Below are 19051 nucleotides of genomic sequence, written 5' to 3'. Positions count from 1 at the left end.
CTGGTAAAGCTGATATGATGAGCACGATTATTGTACCAAATCTATGAAGTCTTCGAGTTAAAGTTTTTGCAAGAGCTCGATCGAGTATGGCAGCAAAATTGTCCACCCAACTACTTATTCTTCTTCACCCGCAAATACAGTTCTTCCATCGCCTCAATAAACGAACCATCCTTGTGCCAAAACTGTGGAAAATCTCCCTGTTTCTTAACCACGATCGCACTTACACCACTCTGCGCTGCCACCTCAATTGTCTGCGGTAATCGCTTTGCACCATGCCAAAACTCTTTCAGGCTGACCGTTTGCGCCTCACTGGCGATCGCCTGCGTGTAATAGGAATCCACCGCCACAGGGGCCGCTGCATCCGCCGTTAACTCGGCAGAAAGCGCCAAGCCCAAAGGCGTTTTTGCTAATTCCCGGTGCAGCACTTCCTTAGAAAGCCCCCGTAATTCAAACAGTAAAAATGGATCTTTGTCCAATTCTGCCGCCACCAAATAATAAACTCCGGCAATATGTTTGCAGGGATTGCTATAGTCTGGGCAAGAGCAAGTAGTCTTAAAGTCCTCGCGGCTGCTGGGTAAAAGGTGCAATCCGAGGGGTGAGAAAGCCTTTTCAATATTGTCGGGCATTTCGTTGAGCAGCAGCCGGGAAATGAAGCTGGCTTTTGATGCCATTTGGGCGATCGCCATTTGCCACTTTGCCTGACTAATCGGCTCAAACTCAATTTGAGTTGTGTACAGAGGCTCCTTATAAACCCCAAAATAAGGATTAACCGAGCCTCTCACCTTTGCCATCACTAAGCCATCATTAATCTTAAAGCTTTTTACCTTGTCATTCCGCGCATAGGAACGTCCCCGTCCGAGTCGCCCAGAATCTGTAAATCTTTCTAACGCATCGATAAATTTATTGCCCCACCAAGTCCGAGTAAATTGTGACATATTTTTTGGTTTCTCCTAATCTAAAACTGCATTTTTATTGAGCCTAATTAACTTCTTAAATGCCTCATTATCCAACTCAGTCAACCACGATTCATCAGCACCAATAATTGACCCTGCCAATTTCTTTTTGTCCTCAATCATTTGGTCAATCTTTTCTTCCAAAGTGCCAATAGCCACAAACTTATGCACAAACACATTTTTTTCCTGTCCGATCCGAAACGCCCGATCCGTCGCCTGATCTTCCACCGCCGGATTCCACCAGCGATCGAAATGGAACACGTGATTGGCTTTTGTCAGCGTAATTCCCACGCCGCCCGCCTTCAGTGACAGAATAAATACCGAAGGTTCAGACTCTGGATCTTGAAATTCTGAAATCATCCGTTCCCGTTTTTCGCGACTGGTTCCCCCGTGGATGTAGTAAGTGTTGTAATGTAGCGTTTGTTTAATGTATTTTTCCAACGCGCTTCCCAGTTCTGTAAACTGCGTAAATACCAATAAACTTTCGCCTTCTGCTTTGACTTCCTCAATCATCTCGATCAGCCGTTCCAGTTTGTGCGATCGCTCTGGTGTAAACTCACTTTCATCTTGCAAAAACTGGCGCGGATGGTTACAAATTTGCTTCAGCTTCAGCAGTGTCGCCAAAATCATCCCCTTGCGCTTCATCCCTTCCGTCTCGTCAATTTCTTGTTCTACCTCTTTCACAATCGCTTCATAAAGCGAAGCTTGCTCGCGGGTGAGATTGCAGTATAGCTTTTGCTCAACTTTATCGGGGAGATCCTGAATAATCGACTTATCGGTTTTCAGACGCCGGAGAATAAAGGGTTCCACTAATTTTTTGAGCGCTGCCGATTGCGTGCGACTCCCATTTTTTTGAATCGGGATTTCAAACAACTTCCGAAACTGCGCCTCTTTGCCCAGATAGCCCGGATTGAGGAAATTAAAAATTGACCATAGATCCAGCAATCGATTTTCCACGGGTGTTCCAGTCAATGCTAGTCGATGGGTAGCGGGTAACTTTAAAATCGCCTTGGTTTGCGCCGCTTTCGGATTTTTAATATTCTGCGCTTCATCAATTACCACGCGATGCCACGCTACGCTGCTCAACAGTTTCTCGTCTTTTCGCACCAAGGTAAAGGAAGTAATTAACATATCACAATCTTGGACGGCGGCTTTGAATGCTTTGGCATCTTGCAAACGTTGAGGGCCGTGGTGAATCAGCGATCGCAATTCTGGAGCAAATTTTTCCATTTCCTTTTGCCAGTTACCAACTACGGAAGTGGGCGCAATTAGCAGCGTGGGTAGAACCGAAGGTGCGATCGCTTTTTCCCTCTCTTTTGTAGTAGATAAAACTTCCCGCTCTTGCAATAATCGAGCAATTACCTGCGCCGATTTACCCAAACCCATATCATCGGCAAGACAGCCATTTAATCCCAAACTTTCCAAATAACTCAACCAAGAAACGCCGCGCTTTTGGTAATCCCGTAACTTGCCCTGAAACATTACTGGATCTGTAATTAATTCGAGCCGACTCTTATCGTGCAGCTTCTCCAACATATCCGATAACGCCCGATCGCGCTCCACCTCTAACTCTTCACTAGCTTCTCCTTCTGCCGTCAACTTCATAAAGTCAATCAGGCTTAAATCGGGGTTTTCTTCGCGATGTTTTTGCCAAAAACTCAGCATCTCCTGCATTTTATCTTTGTCCAGTTCCATCCATTGTCCTCGGAACTGTACCAGCGGTGTTTTACTATTAACTAACGCCTGCCATTCTTGTTCGCTAACTCGTTCACCCCCGATCGCCAATTCATACTGATATTCCACCAAAGAATCCGCCGAAAACAATCCTTTGCCCTTGATTGCAGCACTCTTGCTGCCCTTCCCTTTGACTTGCAGGCGAATCTTCGCCCGTTGTCGTCCCTTCGGCGTCCACCAAGCGGGGACAATCACTTTGTATCCGGCATCTTCTAATACCCAAGCGGACTCGCTCAGAAAGGTGAAAGCATCATCTAAGCTGAGGGTAATGTTAACGGGTTTGTCGGTTTCTAGCCCTTGCCAAAGTTGGGGATAAATGCGGGCAGCGTAGCCGAGATTTGTCAGTAAATGTTGCTCAAAGTTGTCTCCGAATTGTGTTTGCAACTGTTTTTGTTGAGTCGATCGCGATCGCCAATAATCCTGCAACGGCATCCGCAGAGATGGGTCTTTTTTCGCAGCCACCTGAAACTCTAAAACCCAAGGCTGTTCGGGGTTTTCGGGGGATTGTAGTTGAAAACAGAGGGAGAATGAGTCCGCAGATTGATTGCGCGTAATGCGATCGCGCCAGGTTTGCCATTGCCGGTATTGTTCAAGGCTTACTCGCGCGATTTTTCGTGTTTGGTTGAGGCAGATTTGGAGTAAAGAATCCGCAATCTTATTTTCAAACGATGCTGGGATGGGGGTTTGAGTGACGATTTCGGCGATCGCACACTCGGAAAAATGCCGCAGCAACCGTTCGCGATCGTAGAACTTTGGTGTATCTTGTAGCTGGATCTTCCGAAAACCGGACACACAAACTAAAGGCATCCATTCAACATAGCGTTGTAAATCAGTTTCGTACTGTGTTGAAACAATTTCCCATCCCGGATAAATTTCAAAGCTGGGTGCAATTTTGGCAGGTGTTTTTGGAGTTTTTGCAGTTGTTTTGGTTTTTGTCTCGCCCGCTTTCTTACGCCCGCGCGTGGCTTTCTCAGCGGGTTCGGATGTTTCGATGGGTGCGATCGCGATCGGAGCAGTTTCTCGATAGCGCAACGCCGGAATATAATGATCTTTCAGAACAATTTGCTTAAAAATTTGGGTGTAGTGATACCAAAATAGCAAGTCTGAACCAAACTGAACTTCTGCTAAATCGTAGAGGGCAAAAAAATGCAGATCGTTCAATACTTTAGTCAAAGTGTGGGTGGCGATGCACACACAATCAACTTCCCAATACTCCAACTCAAATGTTTCGGGTAACTCTGTCTCTAAATATCGCGCTAACTCTAAAGATGGTAACGGCTGGTTGTCTGCAGTTGGCAGTAAAAAATACCGAGGGACGATCGCGTATTCTCGCCCCATCGCACTTGTATTGCTGATTGCTGACAGTTGAATCCCGGCTTCTTTCGTTAGAAACTCTCTTAACTGTGCCGTCTTCAATTGTCGGGGATGAACCTTAGCAGGCTGTTTTTTCTTTTCAGTGGTTTCAACCCAAATATAAAACGTTCCAGGTTGAATAAAATTCTCTTCTGCTTGAGGAATCCAAGTCCCGTGGAGGATTTTCATAGGTTATACCAAACGCAACCTTTGGCAGCCTATCATATCATGAATGAGTGGGAAAAGATAAGAAGGCGGTTGAAACCGCTGCTATACAAACGATGTCCGCATCCGCAGACTAAAGAGAATAACGTAATTTTACCGCGCTATATTTAACCCGCGTCGGCGGGTTTTGCTTGTGTAGACGCGGTTTCAACCGCCGAGTCCTCTTTAACCACCCTCTGCGGGTTTGGACTTGATAGATGCAGTTTCAACCGCCGAGTCTTATTAGACCTCTTGCAAAAAATCCTTTTCATCAATTGATAGGACGGGCAATATGCCCATCCCACAAGAAAAAATAAATTTTGTGGGATGGGCATCTTGCCCGTCCTAATTATTTTTGCAAGAGGTCTATTACAAATTTAGAAAATATCAGTTAAATCCAACACAAAACCGGGTAGTACATCTTCACCGGACAGAGTTGCAGGCGAGTCTAAAATTTCCACATCTGAACCTTGACGGGAGATTTCTACTTTTCTATTTTTGCGATCGAGCAACCATCCCAACCTTGCTCCATTTTTCACATATACTTTCATTTTAGCCCGCAATTTTTCTAGCGAGTCAGTAGTCGAACGCAATTCCACCACAAAATCGGGACAAATCGGCGCAAATTTCTTTTTTTCTTCAGCAGTTAAAGCATCCCACCTGTCGCGCCGAATCCAAGCAGCATCGGGAGAAATATCTGTACCGTCGGGCAGTTTAAATCCAGTGGAAGAATCAAAAGCAATTCCCAAATGCTTATTTTGTCTGCTCCAAGATTGAAGTTGGTACGATAAGTCAATGTTGAAATTACCAGTCTCGCTACCCGTAGGTGGCATAATAATCAATCCTCCACTAGCAGTGCGCTCAAATCTCAAATCCCGGTTGTCAATACACAACTGAAAAAACTGCTCGTCTGTTAATTCGAGGGTTAATTCTAGGGGAGAATCTAGGGGGATAGTTTGTGATTCCATAACTGCCTCCAAATATTACACGAGTTGAATGTCAACAGTCAACAGTCAACAGTCAACTGTTAACAAACAAATAACTAAGTCTCTGTATAACCTTGGATATTTTCCGGTTTAAACTGCTGCAAAATCTTCGCAGCTTTCCCAGTCAAATCATCAGTACCCTTAACCGCAATCAAAAATTTACCGGCATTCAAACGGTTGCGGTAGGGCAAAGCATCGCCACTACCAAAAGCCATACCGCCCGCGCCTCCAACAAACACACTGCCCATCGCAGCGGCGATCGCACCGAGTACGCCGCCGATCGCGTGATCGCCAATTTCCCCCGCCCAGGCAAAAGTCTTCAACTGAGTAATCAAGCTGAAAGTAACCCCAGCAATAAAGCCAAAGGGAATCAGCCAAATAGCCATGAGTTTAGCTTGTTTCTTCGCTTGCTGGTTCGGGTCGATCAAGCCAAATTCATCAGCAGTTTTGTAGCCGCGGCCCAAAATACTCACTTGCTTCATAGGCAAGCCTTCTTTTTCGAGAGCACAGTAGGCAGCTTCGGCTTGCATTCGATCGGGCAGTACGGCGATAAGATAATTCATTAGAAAACAATTCCTGATAGTTAGGCTGAAATAGCCAAAGTCTATTATAGACCGAAAAGACATACTAGCTAAGCACTTGGGGGATTTTGAGACGGTCAGAGAGTCCGATCGCCCGCAAAGCTAAAATATTTCATGCAAAAAACGGCCGACCTTGACCGAATACAGATACAATTCAAACTGCACAAAGGCAAGCTTGAGCTGAGCTGTTAGATACTGCTCTAAGTGTAAGTCTCAACTTTGAGCTCGCCAACGCTCGGTCTATTTTTACTATTGCACTCAATTGCTTGCTATGCCTAAAGTTCTAGTATCCGATCCGATCGACCAAGCCGGAATTGACATCCTCTCCCAAGTCGCGCAAGTTGACGTAAACACAGGACTCTCAGCCGAACAACTGGTAAAAATTATTCCAGATTACGACGCTTTGATGATCCGTTCTGGCACCCAAGTTACCAAAGAAATCATAGAAGCCGGGAATTCACTTAAAATTATCGGCAGAGCCGGCGTCGGCGTAGATAATGTCGATGTACCCGCCGCTACCCGCAAAGGAATTGTAGTCGTCAATTCCCCCGAAGGCAACACGATCGCCGCCGCCGAACACGCGCTCGCCATGATGCTCTCGATGTCTCGCCACATCCCGGAAGCTAACGAATCCGTCAAAGCGGGTAAATGGGAACGCAACCGCTTTCTGGGCGTAGAAGTTTACAAAAAAACCCTCGGCATCGTCGGTTTGGGCAAAATCGGCTCCCACCTCGCCGCCGCAGCCAAAGCAATGGGCATGAAACTGCTGGCCTACGATCCCTTCATTTCGACCGAAAGAGCCGACCAGTTGGGCTGCCGCTTGGTAGAACTCGAACTGCTGATGCGCGAATCCGACTACATCACCCTGCACATCCCCAAAACGCCGGAAACCCTGCACTTAATTAACGCTGAAGTGCTCTCGAAAATGAAGCCTACGGCCCGCATCATAAACTGCGCCAGAGGCGGCATCATCGACGAAGCAGCCCTCGCAGAAGCCATCAAATCAGGTCAGATCGCCGGCGCAGCTTTGGACGTTTACGAACATGAACCCCTCGAAGCTGATTCCCCGTTGCGGACTGTCGGCCAGAACATCGTGCTGACGCCCCACTTGGGAGCATCCACAGCGGAAGCTCAGGTGAATGTGGCGATCGACGTGGCTGAACAAATTCGCGACGTGCTGTTGGGATTGCCCGCGCGATCGGCTGTTAACATACCAGGAATTTACCCAGACTCGATCGAAAAACTCAAACCCTACCTGCAACTCGCCGAAACCCTAGGCAACCTCGTCAGCCAGCTAGCCGGAGGCCGAGTCGATTACCTCAACGTTCAACTGCAAGGCGAATTGGCCAGCAACCAAAGCCAGCCCGTAGTCGTGGCCGCCCTCAAAGGCCTGCTATCCCAAGCCCTGCGAGAGCGCGTTAACTACGTCAACGCCAGCATTGAAGCCAAAGAACGCGGAATTCGCGTCGTCGAAACCAGAGACGCCTCAATTCGCGACTACACCGGCTCCCTGCACCTCTCGGCCAAGGGAACCCTCGGCGAACACACCGTGACAGGTGCAGTGCTCGGCGAAAGCGAAATTCGGATTACCAGTGTTGACGATTTCCCGGTCAACGTTTCCCCCACTCACCATATGCTGTTTACCTTGCACCGCGATATGCCGGGGATTATTGGCAAAATTGGTTCCCAATTGGGCAGTTTTAATGTCAATATTGCCAGTATGCAAGTAGGCCGTAAAATCGTGCGAGGCGATGCGGTGATGGTTTTGAGCCTCGATGACCCTCTACCAGAAGGGATACTGGCCGAGATCCTAAAAGTTCCGGGAATTCGGGATGCTTACACGGTAAATCTTTGACGGATTTTGGAGTTTAGATTTTGGATGCCAGGGCTGATAATTGGTAATGGGTAATTGGTCATTGGTCATTGGCCTGAAAGCGGGAATTTTTCTATTAGCCAATCCTCCTTCCTCACTCCCCAGTTCCCAGTCTCCAGTTCCCCTGGGCCAATCTAAAATCTAAAATCTAAAATCTAAAATCGTTATGGCACATAGCTGGTGGGAAATTAGAATTCTTTGCGATCCGGCGCTGGAAGATATCATCTTTTGGCGTCTGGAACGGTTTAACTGTAGGGGAACTGCTACTGAGATCAAAAGCAATTCCTGCCTGATGTCGGCTTATTTGCCCGAAGAACAGGCAGGATTGCTGGATTTGGCCGCTCTGTCTCTGTGGCTGCGCCAAGATGCTCTGTGTGCAGGTTTGCCCCTACCTGCGATGCAGTGGGATTTGATTGAAGACGAAGACTGGGGCACCACTTGGAAGCAGCACTGGCAGCCTCAAGAAGTGGGCGATCGCTTTTTAATTAATCCGGCCTGGCTGCCCCCACCGACTGATACCGATCGCATTATTTTGCGTTTAGATCCCGGTGTTGCTTTCGGTACTGGTGCTCACGCTACGACTCAACTGTGTCTGGAGTCGCTGGAAATGCGGCTGGGTTTTGATGACAAAGAGTGCATTGTTGCTGATATCGGCTGCGGATCGGGTATTTTGTCGATCGGCGCGGTGTTGTTGGGCGCTACAAAAGTTTATGCTTTGGATACCGATCCTTTGGCAGTGCGATCGACCATTAGCAACAGACTACTCAACCGCGTTAATTCTCAGCAGTTAGTTGCAGAGCTCGGCAGTATCGATCGCTTGAAAGAAATGGTCGATGAGCCGATCGACGGTTTGATATGCAACATTTTAGCAGAAGTAATCATTGATTTAATTCCGCAGTTCACTGCAATTAGCAAACCCACTACTTGGGCAGTGCTCAGCGGCATTTTGCTCGAACAAGCTAAGCCAATTGCTGACACTCTCGAACAGCACGGCTGGATTGTGGCTACTCTGTGGAAGCGCCAAGATTGGTGCTGTTTTAATATTCGGCGGAGTTAGCGATCTGAGATTTTCGAGTTGAGATTTTAGGACAGCATTATGTCCGTAGAAGCGCTGCTACTATCAAAGTATAAATAGCTTGAATAAGAAAGCTATGGACGTTGAAGAACTTTATAGGCGTTACGCTGCGGGAGAGAGGGATTTCCCTGGAGTTGATTTAAGTCATGCTGATTTAAACGTTGCTAACGTGACATACATCGAAGACCTCCAACCAGGTCAGAATGATTTGAGCGGTATCAATCTCAGCGGTGCTAACTTGACTAGAGCCGATTTGAGTTATGTTAATCTCAGCGGTGCTAACTTGAGCAGTGCTAACCTAGAGTTTGCTACCCTATCGCTGACTATATTGACTGGTGCCAATTTGAGGGATGCTATCCTAGATTACGCTCAACTCTTAGGCGACCTAATTGATGTTGACTTGAGAGAAGCCAGCTTGTTTTGTACGCTATTGAATTGTACCAACCTGACCAGAGCCAACTTGATGGGGGCAACATTTCAAGTCAGTCCAAAGGGGCGTTTGATTTTTAGTGATACCATCATGCCAGATGGAACTATTAATAATGAAGATGAAAATTATGAGTAACCTAAATCATTTATGTAAGAGTGTGTAATAGTAATGCTGGCTGGGGTGAATTTTAAAATTAACTAATATTATCTAGGATTAAAAACAGTGGTGGACGAAAAAGAGTCAACGACAATCTACGACCTGCGAGAATTACGGAGACGGTATATAGCTGGAGAGAGAAATTTTTCTGGTTTCGATCTGAAAAATTTTCATCTCTCCGAGTTTTTCCTGGTTGATATCAACTTGAGCGGTGCTAATCTGGAAGACGCTAGTTTGGGGGGGGCTAATTTAATTAATTCTAACTTGAGCCATGCTAACTTAGAAAGAGTATGGCTGAATCAATCCCTACTGATTAAAGCTAACTTGAGCAATGCCAATCTCAGGAATGCTAAATTGGTTAATGTTGACTTGACTGGTGCCGACTTAACAGGTGCCGACTTGACGGGTGCCGACCTGACGGGTGCCGTGCTGATTGACACTAATTTGACTGATGCCAATTTGACTGACATTAAAACAACAGAGCAGACTATTTTTCATCAAGTGACTATGCCTGACGGCCGGATTCAAAACGATTTAAACAGAGCGTTGTCTGCTGAAGAATTGCTCCGGCGCTATGGCGAGGGCGAGCGAAATTTTCAGGATAAAATATTGCATCGTGTAGATTTGAGCGGTGCTGACTTGCGTGATATTGACCTGAGTCGTTCTCGCTTAAGCTATGTCAACTTTAGTTGTGCTTGTTTGGAAAATGTTGGCTTGGGAATGGCTATATTTTCTGATTTCAGAAATGCTCGATTTAGTCGGGATGAAGATTGGTTGGGTGTCTGGTTTTTTTATTGCGATTTGAGAGATGCTAATTTAGCAGGAGTTGACATGAGTTATTCTCAATTCATAGGAAGCAACTTACTGGGGGCTAAAAATTGTCTTTCTGGTGGTCTCCAAGGAGATGTATTCTTTTACCAGACTACTTGGAGCGATGGAGAATTTATCCAGGGTCCAACCAGTGCTTTTTCACACTGGCGTGGTGAGATTAGGGAGGGTGAATTTTAAATTTGAAGAAGTAGTCGCAGGATGGCTCAGCTTCGATGATAATGCCTTAAGGACGATCGCCCTCAGTTGGGCAAAAACAATCTCGATAATCCGGTGAGAGAGCAATTGCAGCAGCATAATTAAGAACGAGAAACTAAAGAGCGAACGTAAAAAGACACCGCTCCAATTAAGTAAAAACAATTCACCAAAATCAACAATCCTTTACCAACATAAGAATTAACAAAACCAAAAACCCGGAAAGTTGACAGCAGCACTAACAACATTTCAACTAGAGAAACAATTGACCCGTAGTGCTTCCTATCCCAATAAGAAAACGGACTGATAAAACGGTAATTGCTGAACGGAAAAAAGTGTCTGTGAGCGTCGTCATTGTGGACAGGCAAATCTCCCAGAGAGTGTAGTATCATGCTGATAAACAAAATTTGCACACTTTGCCAGCCAAAGTAATAAGCAATTAGCCAACCAATAACCGCAAGGGGAATTGAATGAAACAGAGCCACAATATCTTGCACAAAAGGCTCATAATATGCTTTTGACCAGATTGTAGCTTCGGGCAAGCGAGCAATGTATTTCGCCCAAAAGTAAAATAGAAATATCGGAATATCCGGCAAAATTCCGCCGATCGCAATAATTAGATTAGCTTGCGGCAGTTGCGGTTTGCCGAGAATTGCCAGATTGATAATAGCGTGGCTGGGAGTCTTCATCAGTAGGGTGCGTCAACTAGGATTATCTTATTCATAATGAATCAGATATTAGACATCTCCCATAATTGTTGTGGAACAGGCATCCTGCCTGTTCTTGAATATCTTTTTGGGAGATGTCTATTAGCTGACGCACCCTACGTGTGAGATAATGGGCTCCGGTTACAAGAAAGGTTGCACTCGATCGATCAACTGCGCCGCTTGCATCACTCCCTCAATGCGATCGACCTCAGCGCCATTTTTGAACAACACCAAAGTCGGCAAAGCATAAATGTGATGCTGCGACGCCAACTGTTCGTACTTATCCGTGTCAATTTTGACAACCATCAGCTTGTCTTTCATCTGACCACTCACTTGTTCCAAAATCGGTGCCATCATCTGACAAGGCCCGCACCAAGTAGCGTAAAAATCCACCAACACGGGCAAGTCAGAGCCCGATAGTAACTCCTCAAAACTGCTGAACTGTTTTTGAACTGCCATAAGACAAAATAATTTTTTGGGTTCTGGCTCGATTTTAGTGCAAAATTCTCTGGTAGATTGCGAGGATACAATTATGGAATTATTACCAGAGACTTTTCAGAGATTGCGGGGTCAAGTTGCTGTCGTGACCGGTGCGTCGCGGGGAATCGGCCGCGCCGTTGCTTTAACATTAGCGGCAGAGGGCGCTAAAGTCGCCGTCAACTATGCGAGTTCGAGTGCGGCTGCTGATGAGGTGGTAGCAGAAATAGTCGCTGCTGGAGGAGAAGCTGTCGCACTTGCAGCAGATGTCTCGAAAACTGAGCAAGTAGATTTACTCACCAGTAATGTCATGGAAAAATGGGGACGGATTGACATTTTGGTGAACAATGCGGGCATTACTCGCGATACTTTGCTGCTGCGGATGAAGTTGGAAGATTGGCAAGCGGTAATTGATTTGAATCTAACCGGCGTGTTTTTGTGTGCGAAAGCTGCCAGTAAAATCATGCTGAAACAGCGAAGCGGCCGAATTATTAATATTGCTTCGGTTGCTGGACAAATGGGCAATCCGGGACAAGCTAATTACAGTGCGGCAAAGGCTGGGGTAATTGGATTTACTAAAACTGTGGCGAAAGAGTTGGCGAGTCGCGGGATTACTGTGAATGCAGTTGCACCGGGTTTTATCACTACAGATATGACTAAGGATGTCAAGTCTGATGAGATTTTGAAGTATATTCCGCTGGGGAGATATGGGGAAGTTGAGGAAGTTGCGGGGATGGTGAAGTTTTTGGCGGCAGATGCGGCGGCGGCTTATATTACGGGGCAGGTTTTTAATGTGGATGGGGGGATGGTAATGGCTTAGGATTTGGGGATTTTTTTAACCGCAGATGCACGCGGATTAACGCGGATATTTGCGGTTTAATTGTCAAGAGCGGTCGCACATTTCAGCGTAATTACCCTGCCAAATTAACGCTTACATCTTTCATTAGAAACAGAACCATCACTCATCGTTGTTTGGCAAAATGTAGCGTTGTTCAGACGGGTTTTTGTCATTGTGGCATTTCGCAAATTTACGCGGAATAATGATGTCTTCTCGATAATAGCCTCAGTCAAATTTGCCCCTTGAAAGTTAATATTCCACAAAGTTCCATCTCTTAAATTGGCACGGCTGAGATTACTATCTTGGAAATTGGTATTTATAATAAAAGCCGATCGTAATTGAGCCTCAGTCAGATCGGCGCGTTGAAAATTTGCAAGGCTCAAACTAGTGCTATGTTTAAAGACCTGAATTGTGACAGGATTGAAATTAGCCTGCTTGAGGTTGGCATCCTGAAAATTTGCCAATGTCATGACTGCGCCGTTGAGCGAGGTTTTAATCAGGCTGGCATGGCTCAAATTCGCCCCGGTTAGAACCACCGGAAATGTATTTGCCGGGGTCATAGACGCTCGATCGAGATTGGCATAGGATAAATCGGTTGATTCTAAATTCGACCCGTTTAAGGCTGAATTAGTCAATTTTGCCTGCTTTAGGGAGGCCAGAGAAAGTCGAATTAATTTTAAATTTGTATTGCTGAGATCAGCATTATCTAGAACTGCGCCAATCAAGTTAGCACTTTCTAATCTTGCCCCTTTTAACGTTGCCCCGGCTAAGTTAGCCCCTTCTAAATTAGCCTTTTTGAGATCTGCGCCTTCTAGATTAGCTCCACGTAAATCGCAGCGAATGCAGATGCGGGTTGATAAGACCTGGTTGGTTAGTTCAGATAAATTTTGCGATGGCTTATCGGCAAAAGCAGGTCGTAGCTTGGCTGCAAATTGGGTGGGTTGAAGCAGTTTGGTTCTCAGCATTTTCAACCATTGCTGCTGGGCCTGAGTCAAAGCTTCTAGACTGGGGATTTCGTAGTCGATGATCTTTTTTTCAAAATCAAGGAAGTTGGTTCGGTTTCCAGATGGCAATGACTCATCTGTCATAAATCCGATGTACCCATAAACCTTGGTGTTACTCCAGATTTTCGTCGTAATGGTAAAAATATTTTTGAGTGGAATCACGATCGCTTGGGTAGCGCGTTGGTTACCCAATTTTTCTTGGTGACTGCCGACTTCAATATAAAAAATTAACTTGTTATCTTCGATGACGGCTTTGCAGGGCCCTCCTGGGAAAGCATTACGGACTCTAGACCCACAAGATAACTCAGTACCTGGTAAATTTTCAAGTAGAACTATATTCTGCTGATTCGGTTGAGATTGTGCATCAGATGATCTAGCCAGCAATCCCACAAGAAGAAGGCCAAAAAGCTCAATTAACTTTGATTTCATCGGATTTTCGCAGTCTTAAAAAACACACATCATAATGTACCATATTTTCTACCTTATTTTTACCGATTTTGAATTTATCGCAAGCAACCTTGCCAGTGCAACCTTCAGCCCCAGCCGTTAGCAGGTTAGCAAGTCACAGGTCTAAATCTCGTTGTGATCAAAGGATTTGATCGTTCGGGAGAATAGAAAAATGCGAAGAATTGACTTAGGAATATTCATATTATCGAGGGAATAACAAAAATAAAAAAAGTTGCTCTAGAGTTTTCTGATTTAACTCCAAATTTTGCGAAGCCAATTGCCCGCAGCAGCATATAAAGCCAGTAACTTATTGACAAATTTTTGCCATATAGAAATATTTTTAACCTCGGAAACCACCTCGATTGCCGCGGGCAGCGGCGGCATCCCGACTACTTCATACAGCGGATATTCGCCACTTTTACCCGGAATTGGCACGGATACGCACCGATCGACGATCGCCAATTCTTTCACTTCCTGATAAGTCTCCTCGGAAATTAGTAAACTTGTTCCCACTTGCTTATTAGCAGCCTCGATCCGGCTGGCCAAATTCACCGCATCTCCGATCGCCGTAACTGTCTGACTCTTCGACGCCCCCAAATTCCCCACAACCACCCACCCGCAGTGAATGCCAATCCCAATCCGCAACCGGTGACGGTATAAAGTCTCAAAATAGGGATTGAGTTTCTCTAGTTCCTCCAGCATCTCCACCCCAGCCCTCACCGCTTGTTCCGCCGCCTTGTCGGGATTTTCCAACCCAAACAGCGCCATAAAACCATCTCCCATGTAATTATTAATCATCCCGCCATTGCGGTTTATAACATAACCCATTTTTTGGAAATAGCGATTTAAAACATAAATTATATCGTAGGGCAACAGCGATTCTGCAAACGCAGTAAACCCTCGAATATCGGCAAACAAAATTGCAATTTTCTTCTCTTGACCCACAGGAGTAGAAATCAACTTTCCGGCCATTTCGTCGTTAAATGATTCCAAGTCTTCAGAATCGATCGCCAGTCGGCGCAAAATCACCCTGCCGCCCGCAACCTGTGTCTGACAAGCTAGCCTAATTTCCGGTTCTAGGCGCAATTTTTTGGCAAGTTCCTCTTCCGGCGAAGTGCGGGGAGAACAAAATTCCAAACCTTCGACAATCAATACCCGGCAAGTCGAACATCGGGCGCTACCGCCGCAGATGTGGGTGTGGGGAATGTCGGCACGCAGGGAAGCTTCGAGAATTATATCGTCGTCGTCTATCTCGATCGTGCGATCGTCCGGCAGATAGTGAATCTGTGGCATAGGTGGCGCGTCTAGTTAATTAGCGAGGAATCTCGCGGACATCTGTTATTGCAGCGAACCTGTATGCAAACCCGGTTTCTGGGCATTTTTTCTGTATCCCTGATACCTTAACTATAAGTCGCGATCGGCACTTGCTTCTCGTTTCCTCACCTCAAGCGCCCAACTGACCACGAATTTCAAAGGTGGTACCCGCCACGTGATTTATCCGTGGAATCACTCCAAAATCGAAAATCGAAAATCCTCAAGAAAGAGCATTTATCCGTGGGGTCGCCTCTAAAATCTAAAATCTAAAATCTAAAATCGATTGACACCAGTTTAAAAAAAGAATGCAACTCTAGGCAAGAGTCCAACTCTTAGCTCATCATTCATTTTCAATTCTAATATCTAAAATGGTATAACTGAACACTAAAATTTTAATCTCACCCTGAAAATACCCCAATTCAAGCTCTGGAGTTAATCTCAAATCTCAAATCTCAAATCTCAAATAGACTGACATAATTCTTAATAAAATTCATATCGCCCAAACCCTATAAATCCGTTATCAAATCCCCTTCAACCGCCATATGTTTTTAGGATTTTGGGAAGTTTGGCTGTGCAAACCTGACTTGACAATAGTTTCAGCTTTTTGGATCTCTAACAACCAGCTAATTTTCGTGAGATAGAATAGCAGCATCTTTAAAACCACTATAACCATGACTTCATCAACAGCCCTACAAAGCATCGAAAAACACATTCCCATCGTGGGAGATGTACATAGCAAAAGTCCGATCGCCTACGGAGCAACCCGCCTCGCAGTCAGTGCAGTTAACACGGTGCAAATGGCAGTAGCAGAGTCTTACATCAACGGATTAGAAGTCGCAGATTCAGTATTGCGATCGCTTTTTGATACCTGTATGCCCGTCTTTTTTAAGCATTTCCCCTCCCTGCTTGCACCCTATGAATGGGTACTAACAGAAACAGACCATACAGCCGAAGGGCCGCGGGATTTAATGAAGATTCAGTACGACTTACCTCAAGCAATGCTGAATCCGATGTTAGGCGACGGCAAACTCATTTATCCTAAATACAGCATGGGATTGTGGGAAAAAGGAGCGGCCAACCTTGAACAATCGCAAATGCACATGATTGATGATGTGATTGAGAAGCTAGACATTCAGGATGGCGATCGCATTTTAGACTTTGGTTGCGGTTGGGGTTGCGTTCCCAATTACATTCTTTCCAAATTCCCCAATGTCCAGTTTACTGGCATTAACCTCAGCCACAACCAATGCGAGTATATGCGTCAGAAGATGCAAGACCCCGAAAGCTACCTCAGTTCCGGTCGATTTACCCTATATGAAGGCGATTTGAACGACGCCAACTTCGAGACAAAATTTGACAAAATTCTCTCCATCGGAGTTTTTGAGCATGTAGGCAATTTAACGAAGGGTTTCCAAAAGCTTGCCTCTTTCCTGAAGGATAACGGCAAAGTTTTCATTCACATTATCACAGTCCGCATTCCCAACAATATGTCCAGCCCTTTCCTCCACAAATACATTTTCCCCCACGGTCGTATCTGGAAATACGATGCCGTTGCCAGCCACAACAAAGACCTCAAAACGATAAAAAACTGGTATCTCAACGGATACAATTACTCTACAACCTTAGTTAATTGGCTGAAAAATTTTGATGATTCTCAGGCAATAGTCAAAGATTTAGACTACGGCATGGACTATGGCAAATTTCGTCGCATCTGGCGGTTTTTCTTGATTTGGGCGGAAACTCTTTTCGCGAGTTGCGATGGTGAATATATCGGCAACGGCCAATATTTAATGGTTCGTACATAACCGCTAATCAGTAGACCAAGCTCAAAAAGCTCAAAAACCGCACGCCCCGAACCCCGACTTCTCAAAGATGTCGGGGTTCGGGGCGTGCGATCTCTTGATCGGGAGTATGAAACTTTTATAGGTCGATTTAGGGCGATCGAGAAGTGTTGCCTTCTTTTGAGGAATTTTTCTAAGTTTAAAAAAATCCGGAATAAGATTATCGATCGGTGAATAAGACCTATATCAAGCGTGAGCCTGCACAATACTTTTTAAATTCCCTCCTAGATCAGTAGTGATGATGTCCGATATTTTACTACAAAAAGAGAGTTGATTTATACAGTGGTAGACAATATGAAACCTCTTCTTCCTCAAGACGACCCGAACCAAGAACAGCGCAAAGATTCCTTGAATCGTCAACAACAAGCTTATCAGTTTGACTATGAGAGTTTATCACCTTTGGCATTATTGAAAGATGTGCCCGCAGTCGAGAACTTTTCGAGCAAGTATATTGGAGAGCGGATACTAGCAACATCGGAACTTCCCGGAAATATGCTGGCGGCCGATTCGAGAAGTTTTCTCGATCCTCTCGACGAGCTCCAAGACTATGAAGATTTCTTTACTCTGCTGCCGCTACCTGCTGTTGCCAAAATCTACCAAACCGATCGCTCTTTTGCAGAACAGCGCCTGTCTGGAGCAAATCCGATGGTGCTTCGCCTGTTAGATGCCGGCGATCCTCGGGCGCAAACACTGGCACAAATTTCCAGCTTTCACCCGTTATTCGATCTGCACCAAGAGTTGCAGCAAAAAAACATTTACATTGCCGATTATACGGGTAGCGACGAACACTATCGCGCGCCTTCAAAAATTGGAGGCGGCAGCTATGAAAAAGGCAGAAAATTCTTGCCAAAACCGCGAGCTTTTTTCGCTTGGCGGTGGACGGGAATCCGCGATCGCGGTGAACTGGTGCCGATCGCCATTCAACTAGATCCGACCCCAAATAGCCATCTTTACACCCCGTTCGATCCTCCTGTGGATTGGCTGTTTGCGAAACTCTGCGTGCAAGTAGCAGATGCCAATCACCACGAAATGAGCTCGCATTTAGGTCGAACTCATTTGGTGATGGAACCAATCGCGATCGTCACCGCCCGACAGTTGGCTAAAAATCACCCCCTTAGCCTGCTGCTGAAACCGCACTTTCGGTTTATGTTGACTAACAACGAGCTGGCGCGTTCTTATTTGATCGCTCCGGGCGGGCCAGTCGATGACTTGCTAAGCGGTAGCTTGCCAGAGACAATGGAAATAGCTAGAGAGGCTTGCAGTAACTGGAGTCTGGATCAATTTGCCTTCCCAACCGAACTGAAAAATCGGGAAATGGACGATCCAAATCAACTGCCTCACTACCCTTACCGAGATGATGGATTGCTGCTGTGGAATGCGATCGAAACCTTTGTCTCCGGCTATCTCAAACACTTTTACCCGACGAAAGAGGCGATCGCAGAAGATGTGGAACTGCAAACCTGGGCTCAAGAATTAGCGTCTGATAACGGCGGTAAAGTCAAAGGAATGCCAAGCAAAATCGACACAGTTGAACAATTAATTAAAATTGTCACAACTGTAATTTTCACCTGCGGCCCGCAGCATTCAGCCGTCAATTTTCCCCAGTACGAATACATGGCTTTTGCCGCCAATATGCCCTTGGCAGCCTACCGGGACATTCCCAAAATTACCGCTTCTGGCAATCTCGAAGTGATTACAGAAAAGGATATTTTACGGTTGCTTCCTCCGTACAAACGAGCGGCTGAGCAACTGAAAACTATGTTTATTTTGTCAGCTTATCGATATGACCGTTTGGGTTATTACGATAAATCTTTCCGAGAACTCTACCGGATGAGCTTCGACGAAGTTTTTGCGGGAACCCCGATCCAACTTTTAGCCAGACAGTTCCAGCAAAATTTGAATATGGCAGAACAAAGGATTGATGCTAACAATCAAAAACGAGTCATTCCTTATTTTGCTCTCAAGCCTTCGTTGGTGCTAAATAGCATCAGTATGTAGGAGTGTATTTTTGGGGAGTAGGGGGGGGGGGGGCCGCCCCACCCCCACGCCCCCCAC

The 19051-nt window shown here is 45.7% G+C and carries 15 protein-coding genes; 7 read left to right on the top strand and 8 right to left on the bottom strand.

What is annotated here, in order from left to right:
* Window positions 1-110: 110 nt before the first annotated feature.
* The 4 genes from QUB26_RS21950 to QUB26_RS21935 all read right to left on the bottom strand — a co-directional run bounded on the left by QUB26_RS21950 (window position 111) and on the right by QUB26_RS21935 (window position 5793).
* Window positions 111-935, bottom strand: coding sequence for an SWIM zinc finger family protein (locus tag QUB26_RS21950; protein WP_333239019.1), 825 nt, complete (start codon window positions 933-935; stop codon window positions 111-113).
* Between the two features lie 15 nt (window positions 936-950).
* On the bottom strand, window positions 951-4229 hold the full coding sequence (locus QUB26_RS21945) for a DEAD/DEAH box helicase (protein ID WP_333319708.1): 3279 nt from the start codon (window positions 4227-4229) through the stop codon (window positions 951-953).
* Between the two features lie 392 nt (window positions 4230-4621).
* Window positions 4622-5212: a Uma2 family endonuclease gene (locus tag QUB26_RS21940; protein WP_333206265.1), complete on the bottom strand. Its 591-nt coding sequence runs from the start codon at window positions 5210-5212 to the stop codon at window positions 4622-4624.
* A gap of 74 nt (window positions 5213-5286) precedes the next feature.
* Window positions 5287-5793, bottom strand: a complete 507-nt coding sequence (locus tag QUB26_RS21935; protein WP_333239023.1) for a hypothetical protein — start codon at window positions 5791-5793, stop codon at window positions 5287-5289.
* 289 nt (window positions 5794-6082) lie between these two features.
* Here QUB26_RS21935 and serA point away from each other — a divergent pair, with 289 nt between their 5' ends.
* The 4 genes from serA (at window position 6083) to QUB26_RS21915 (ending at window position 10353) form a co-directional block, all read left to right on the top strand.
* Window positions 6083-7666: a phosphoglycerate dehydrogenase gene (gene serA, locus QUB26_RS21930; RefSeq protein ID WP_333084682.1), complete on the top strand. Its 1584-nt coding sequence runs from the start codon at window positions 6083-6085 to the stop codon at window positions 7664-7666.
* Between the two features lie 184 nt (window positions 7667-7850).
* Window positions 7851-8741, top strand: a complete 891-nt coding sequence (prmA, locus tag QUB26_RS21925; RefSeq protein ID WP_333319705.1) for a 50S ribosomal protein L11 methyltransferase — start codon at window positions 7851-7853, stop codon at window positions 8739-8741.
* A gap of 94 nt (window positions 8742-8835) precedes the next feature.
* The gene (locus tag QUB26_RS21920; RefSeq protein ID WP_333319703.1) at window positions 8836-9324 is read left to right on the top strand and encodes a pentapeptide repeat-containing protein; all 489 of its coding nucleotides are present in this window, start codon (window positions 8836-8838) and stop codon (window positions 9322-9324) included.
* Between the two features lie 87 nt (window positions 9325-9411).
* Window positions 9412-10353, top strand: coding sequence for a pentapeptide repeat-containing protein (locus QUB26_RS21915; protein ID WP_333319701.1), 942 nt, complete (start codon window positions 9412-9414; stop codon window positions 10351-10353).
* 119 nt (window positions 10354-10472) lie between these two features.
* Here QUB26_RS21915 and QUB26_RS21910 read toward each other — a convergent pair whose 3' ends face one another.
* Together QUB26_RS21910 and trxA are read right to left on the bottom strand one after the other, a co-directional pair.
* Entirely contained in the window at window positions 10473-11057 is a 585-nt protein-coding gene (locus QUB26_RS21910) for a hypothetical protein (protein WP_333319699.1), read from the bottom strand.
* Window positions 11058-11216: 159 nt separating this feature from the next.
* Window positions 11217-11534, bottom strand: a complete 318-nt coding sequence (gene trxA, locus QUB26_RS21905; RefSeq protein WP_333056552.1) for a thioredoxin — start codon at window positions 11532-11534, stop codon at window positions 11217-11219.
* A 73-nt stretch (window positions 11535-11607) separates the two neighbouring features.
* Between trxA and fabG the strand changes: the two genes are divergently transcribed.
* Complete coding sequence (fabG, locus tag QUB26_RS21900) at window positions 11608-12372, top strand: 3-oxoacyl-[acyl-carrier-protein] reductase (protein WP_172188962.1); 765 nt, start codon at window positions 11608-11610, stop codon at window positions 12370-12372.
* A 104-nt stretch (window positions 12373-12476) separates the two neighbouring features.
* Here the strand turns inward: fabG and QUB26_RS21895 are convergent, their stop codons facing one another.
* Window positions 12477-13823 (bottom strand): pentapeptide repeat-containing protein, encoded by a 1347-nt coding sequence (locus QUB26_RS21895; protein ID WP_333239031.1) that lies wholly within the window; start codon window positions 13821-13823, stop codon window positions 12477-12479.
* Between the two features lie 270 nt (window positions 13824-14093).
* Entirely contained in the window at window positions 14094-15134 is a 1041-nt protein-coding gene (locus QUB26_RS21890; RefSeq protein WP_333239032.1) for an adenylate/guanylate cyclase domain-containing protein, read from the bottom strand.
* Between the two features lie 692 nt (window positions 15135-15826).
* On the opposite strand from QUB26_RS21890, the gene QUB26_RS21885 reads away from it, so the two are divergent.
* Together QUB26_RS21885 and QUB26_RS21880 are read left to right on the top strand one after the other, a co-directional pair.
* Window positions 15827-16960, top strand: a complete 1134-nt coding sequence (locus QUB26_RS21885) for a class I SAM-dependent methyltransferase (protein ID WP_333319697.1) — start codon at window positions 15827-15829, stop codon at window positions 16958-16960.
* Window positions 16961-17290: 330 nt separating this feature from the next.
* A complete protein-coding gene (locus QUB26_RS21880; RefSeq protein ID WP_333319695.1) occupies window positions 17291-18994 on the top strand; it encodes a lipoxygenase family protein in 1704 nt (567 codons plus the stop codon).
* Window positions 18995-19051: the final 57 nt, after the last annotated feature.

Source organism: Microcoleus sp. B4-C1 (genome assembly GCF_036705285.1).
Taxonomy (GTDB): Bacteria; Cyanobacteriota; Cyanobacteriia; order Cyanobacteriales; family Microcoleaceae; genus Microcoleus.
Note: the sequence above shows the minus strand (reverse complement) of the source record. Positions and strands in the feature narration are given on the sequence as shown.

Excerpts from the sequence above, each read along its gene's own strand:
- serA (WP_333084682.1), top strand. The coding sequence starts at position 6,083 with ATGCCTAAAGTTCTAGTATCCGATCCGATCGACCAAGCCGGAATTGAC.
- QUB26_RS21940 (WP_333206265.1), bottom strand. The coding sequence starts at position 5,212 with ATGGAATCACAAACTATCCCCCTAGATTCTCCCCTAGAATTAACCCTC.
- fabG (WP_172188962.1), top strand. The coding sequence starts at position 11,608 with ATGGAATTATTACCAGAGACTTTTCAGAGATTGCGGGGTCAAGTTGCT.
- QUB26_RS21950 (WP_333239019.1), bottom strand. The coding sequence starts at position 935 with ATGTCACAATTTACTCGGACTTGGTGGGGCAATAAATTTATCGATGCG.
- prmA (WP_333319705.1), top strand. The coding sequence starts at position 7,851 with ATGGCACATAGCTGGTGGGAAATTAGAATTCTTTGCGATCCGGCGCTG.
- QUB26_RS21890 (WP_333239032.1), bottom strand. The coding sequence starts at position 15,134 with ATGCCACAGATTCACTATCTGCCGGACGATCGCACGATCGAGATAGAC.
- QUB26_RS21885 (WP_333319697.1), top strand. The coding sequence starts at position 15,827 with ATGACTTCATCAACAGCCCTACAAAGCATCGAAAAACACATTCCCATC.
- QUB26_RS21895 (WP_333239031.1), bottom strand. The coding sequence starts at position 13,823 with ATGAAATCAAAGTTAATTGAGCTTTTTGGCCTTCTTCTTGTGGGATTG.
- QUB26_RS21910 (WP_333319699.1), bottom strand. The coding sequence starts at position 11,057 with ATGAAGACTCCCAGCCACGCTATTATCAATCTGGCAATTCTCGGCAAA.
- QUB26_RS21920 (WP_333319703.1), top strand. The coding sequence starts at position 8,836 with ATGGACGTTGAAGAACTTTATAGGCGTTACGCTGCGGGAGAGAGGGAT.
- trxA (WP_333056552.1), bottom strand. The coding sequence starts at position 11,534 with ATGGCAGTTCAAAAACAGTTCAGCAGTTTTGAGGAGTTACTATCGGGC.
- QUB26_RS21880 (WP_333319695.1), top strand. The coding sequence starts at position 17,291 with ATGAAACCTCTTCTTCCTCAAGACGACCCGAACCAAGAACAGCGCAAA.
- QUB26_RS21945 (WP_333319708.1), bottom strand. The coding sequence starts at position 4,229 with ATGAAAATCCTCCACGGGACTTGGATTCCTCAAGCAGAAGAGAATTTT.
- QUB26_RS21935 (WP_333239023.1), bottom strand. The coding sequence starts at position 5,793 with ATGAATTATCTTATCGCCGTACTGCCCGATCGAATGCAAGCCGAAGCT.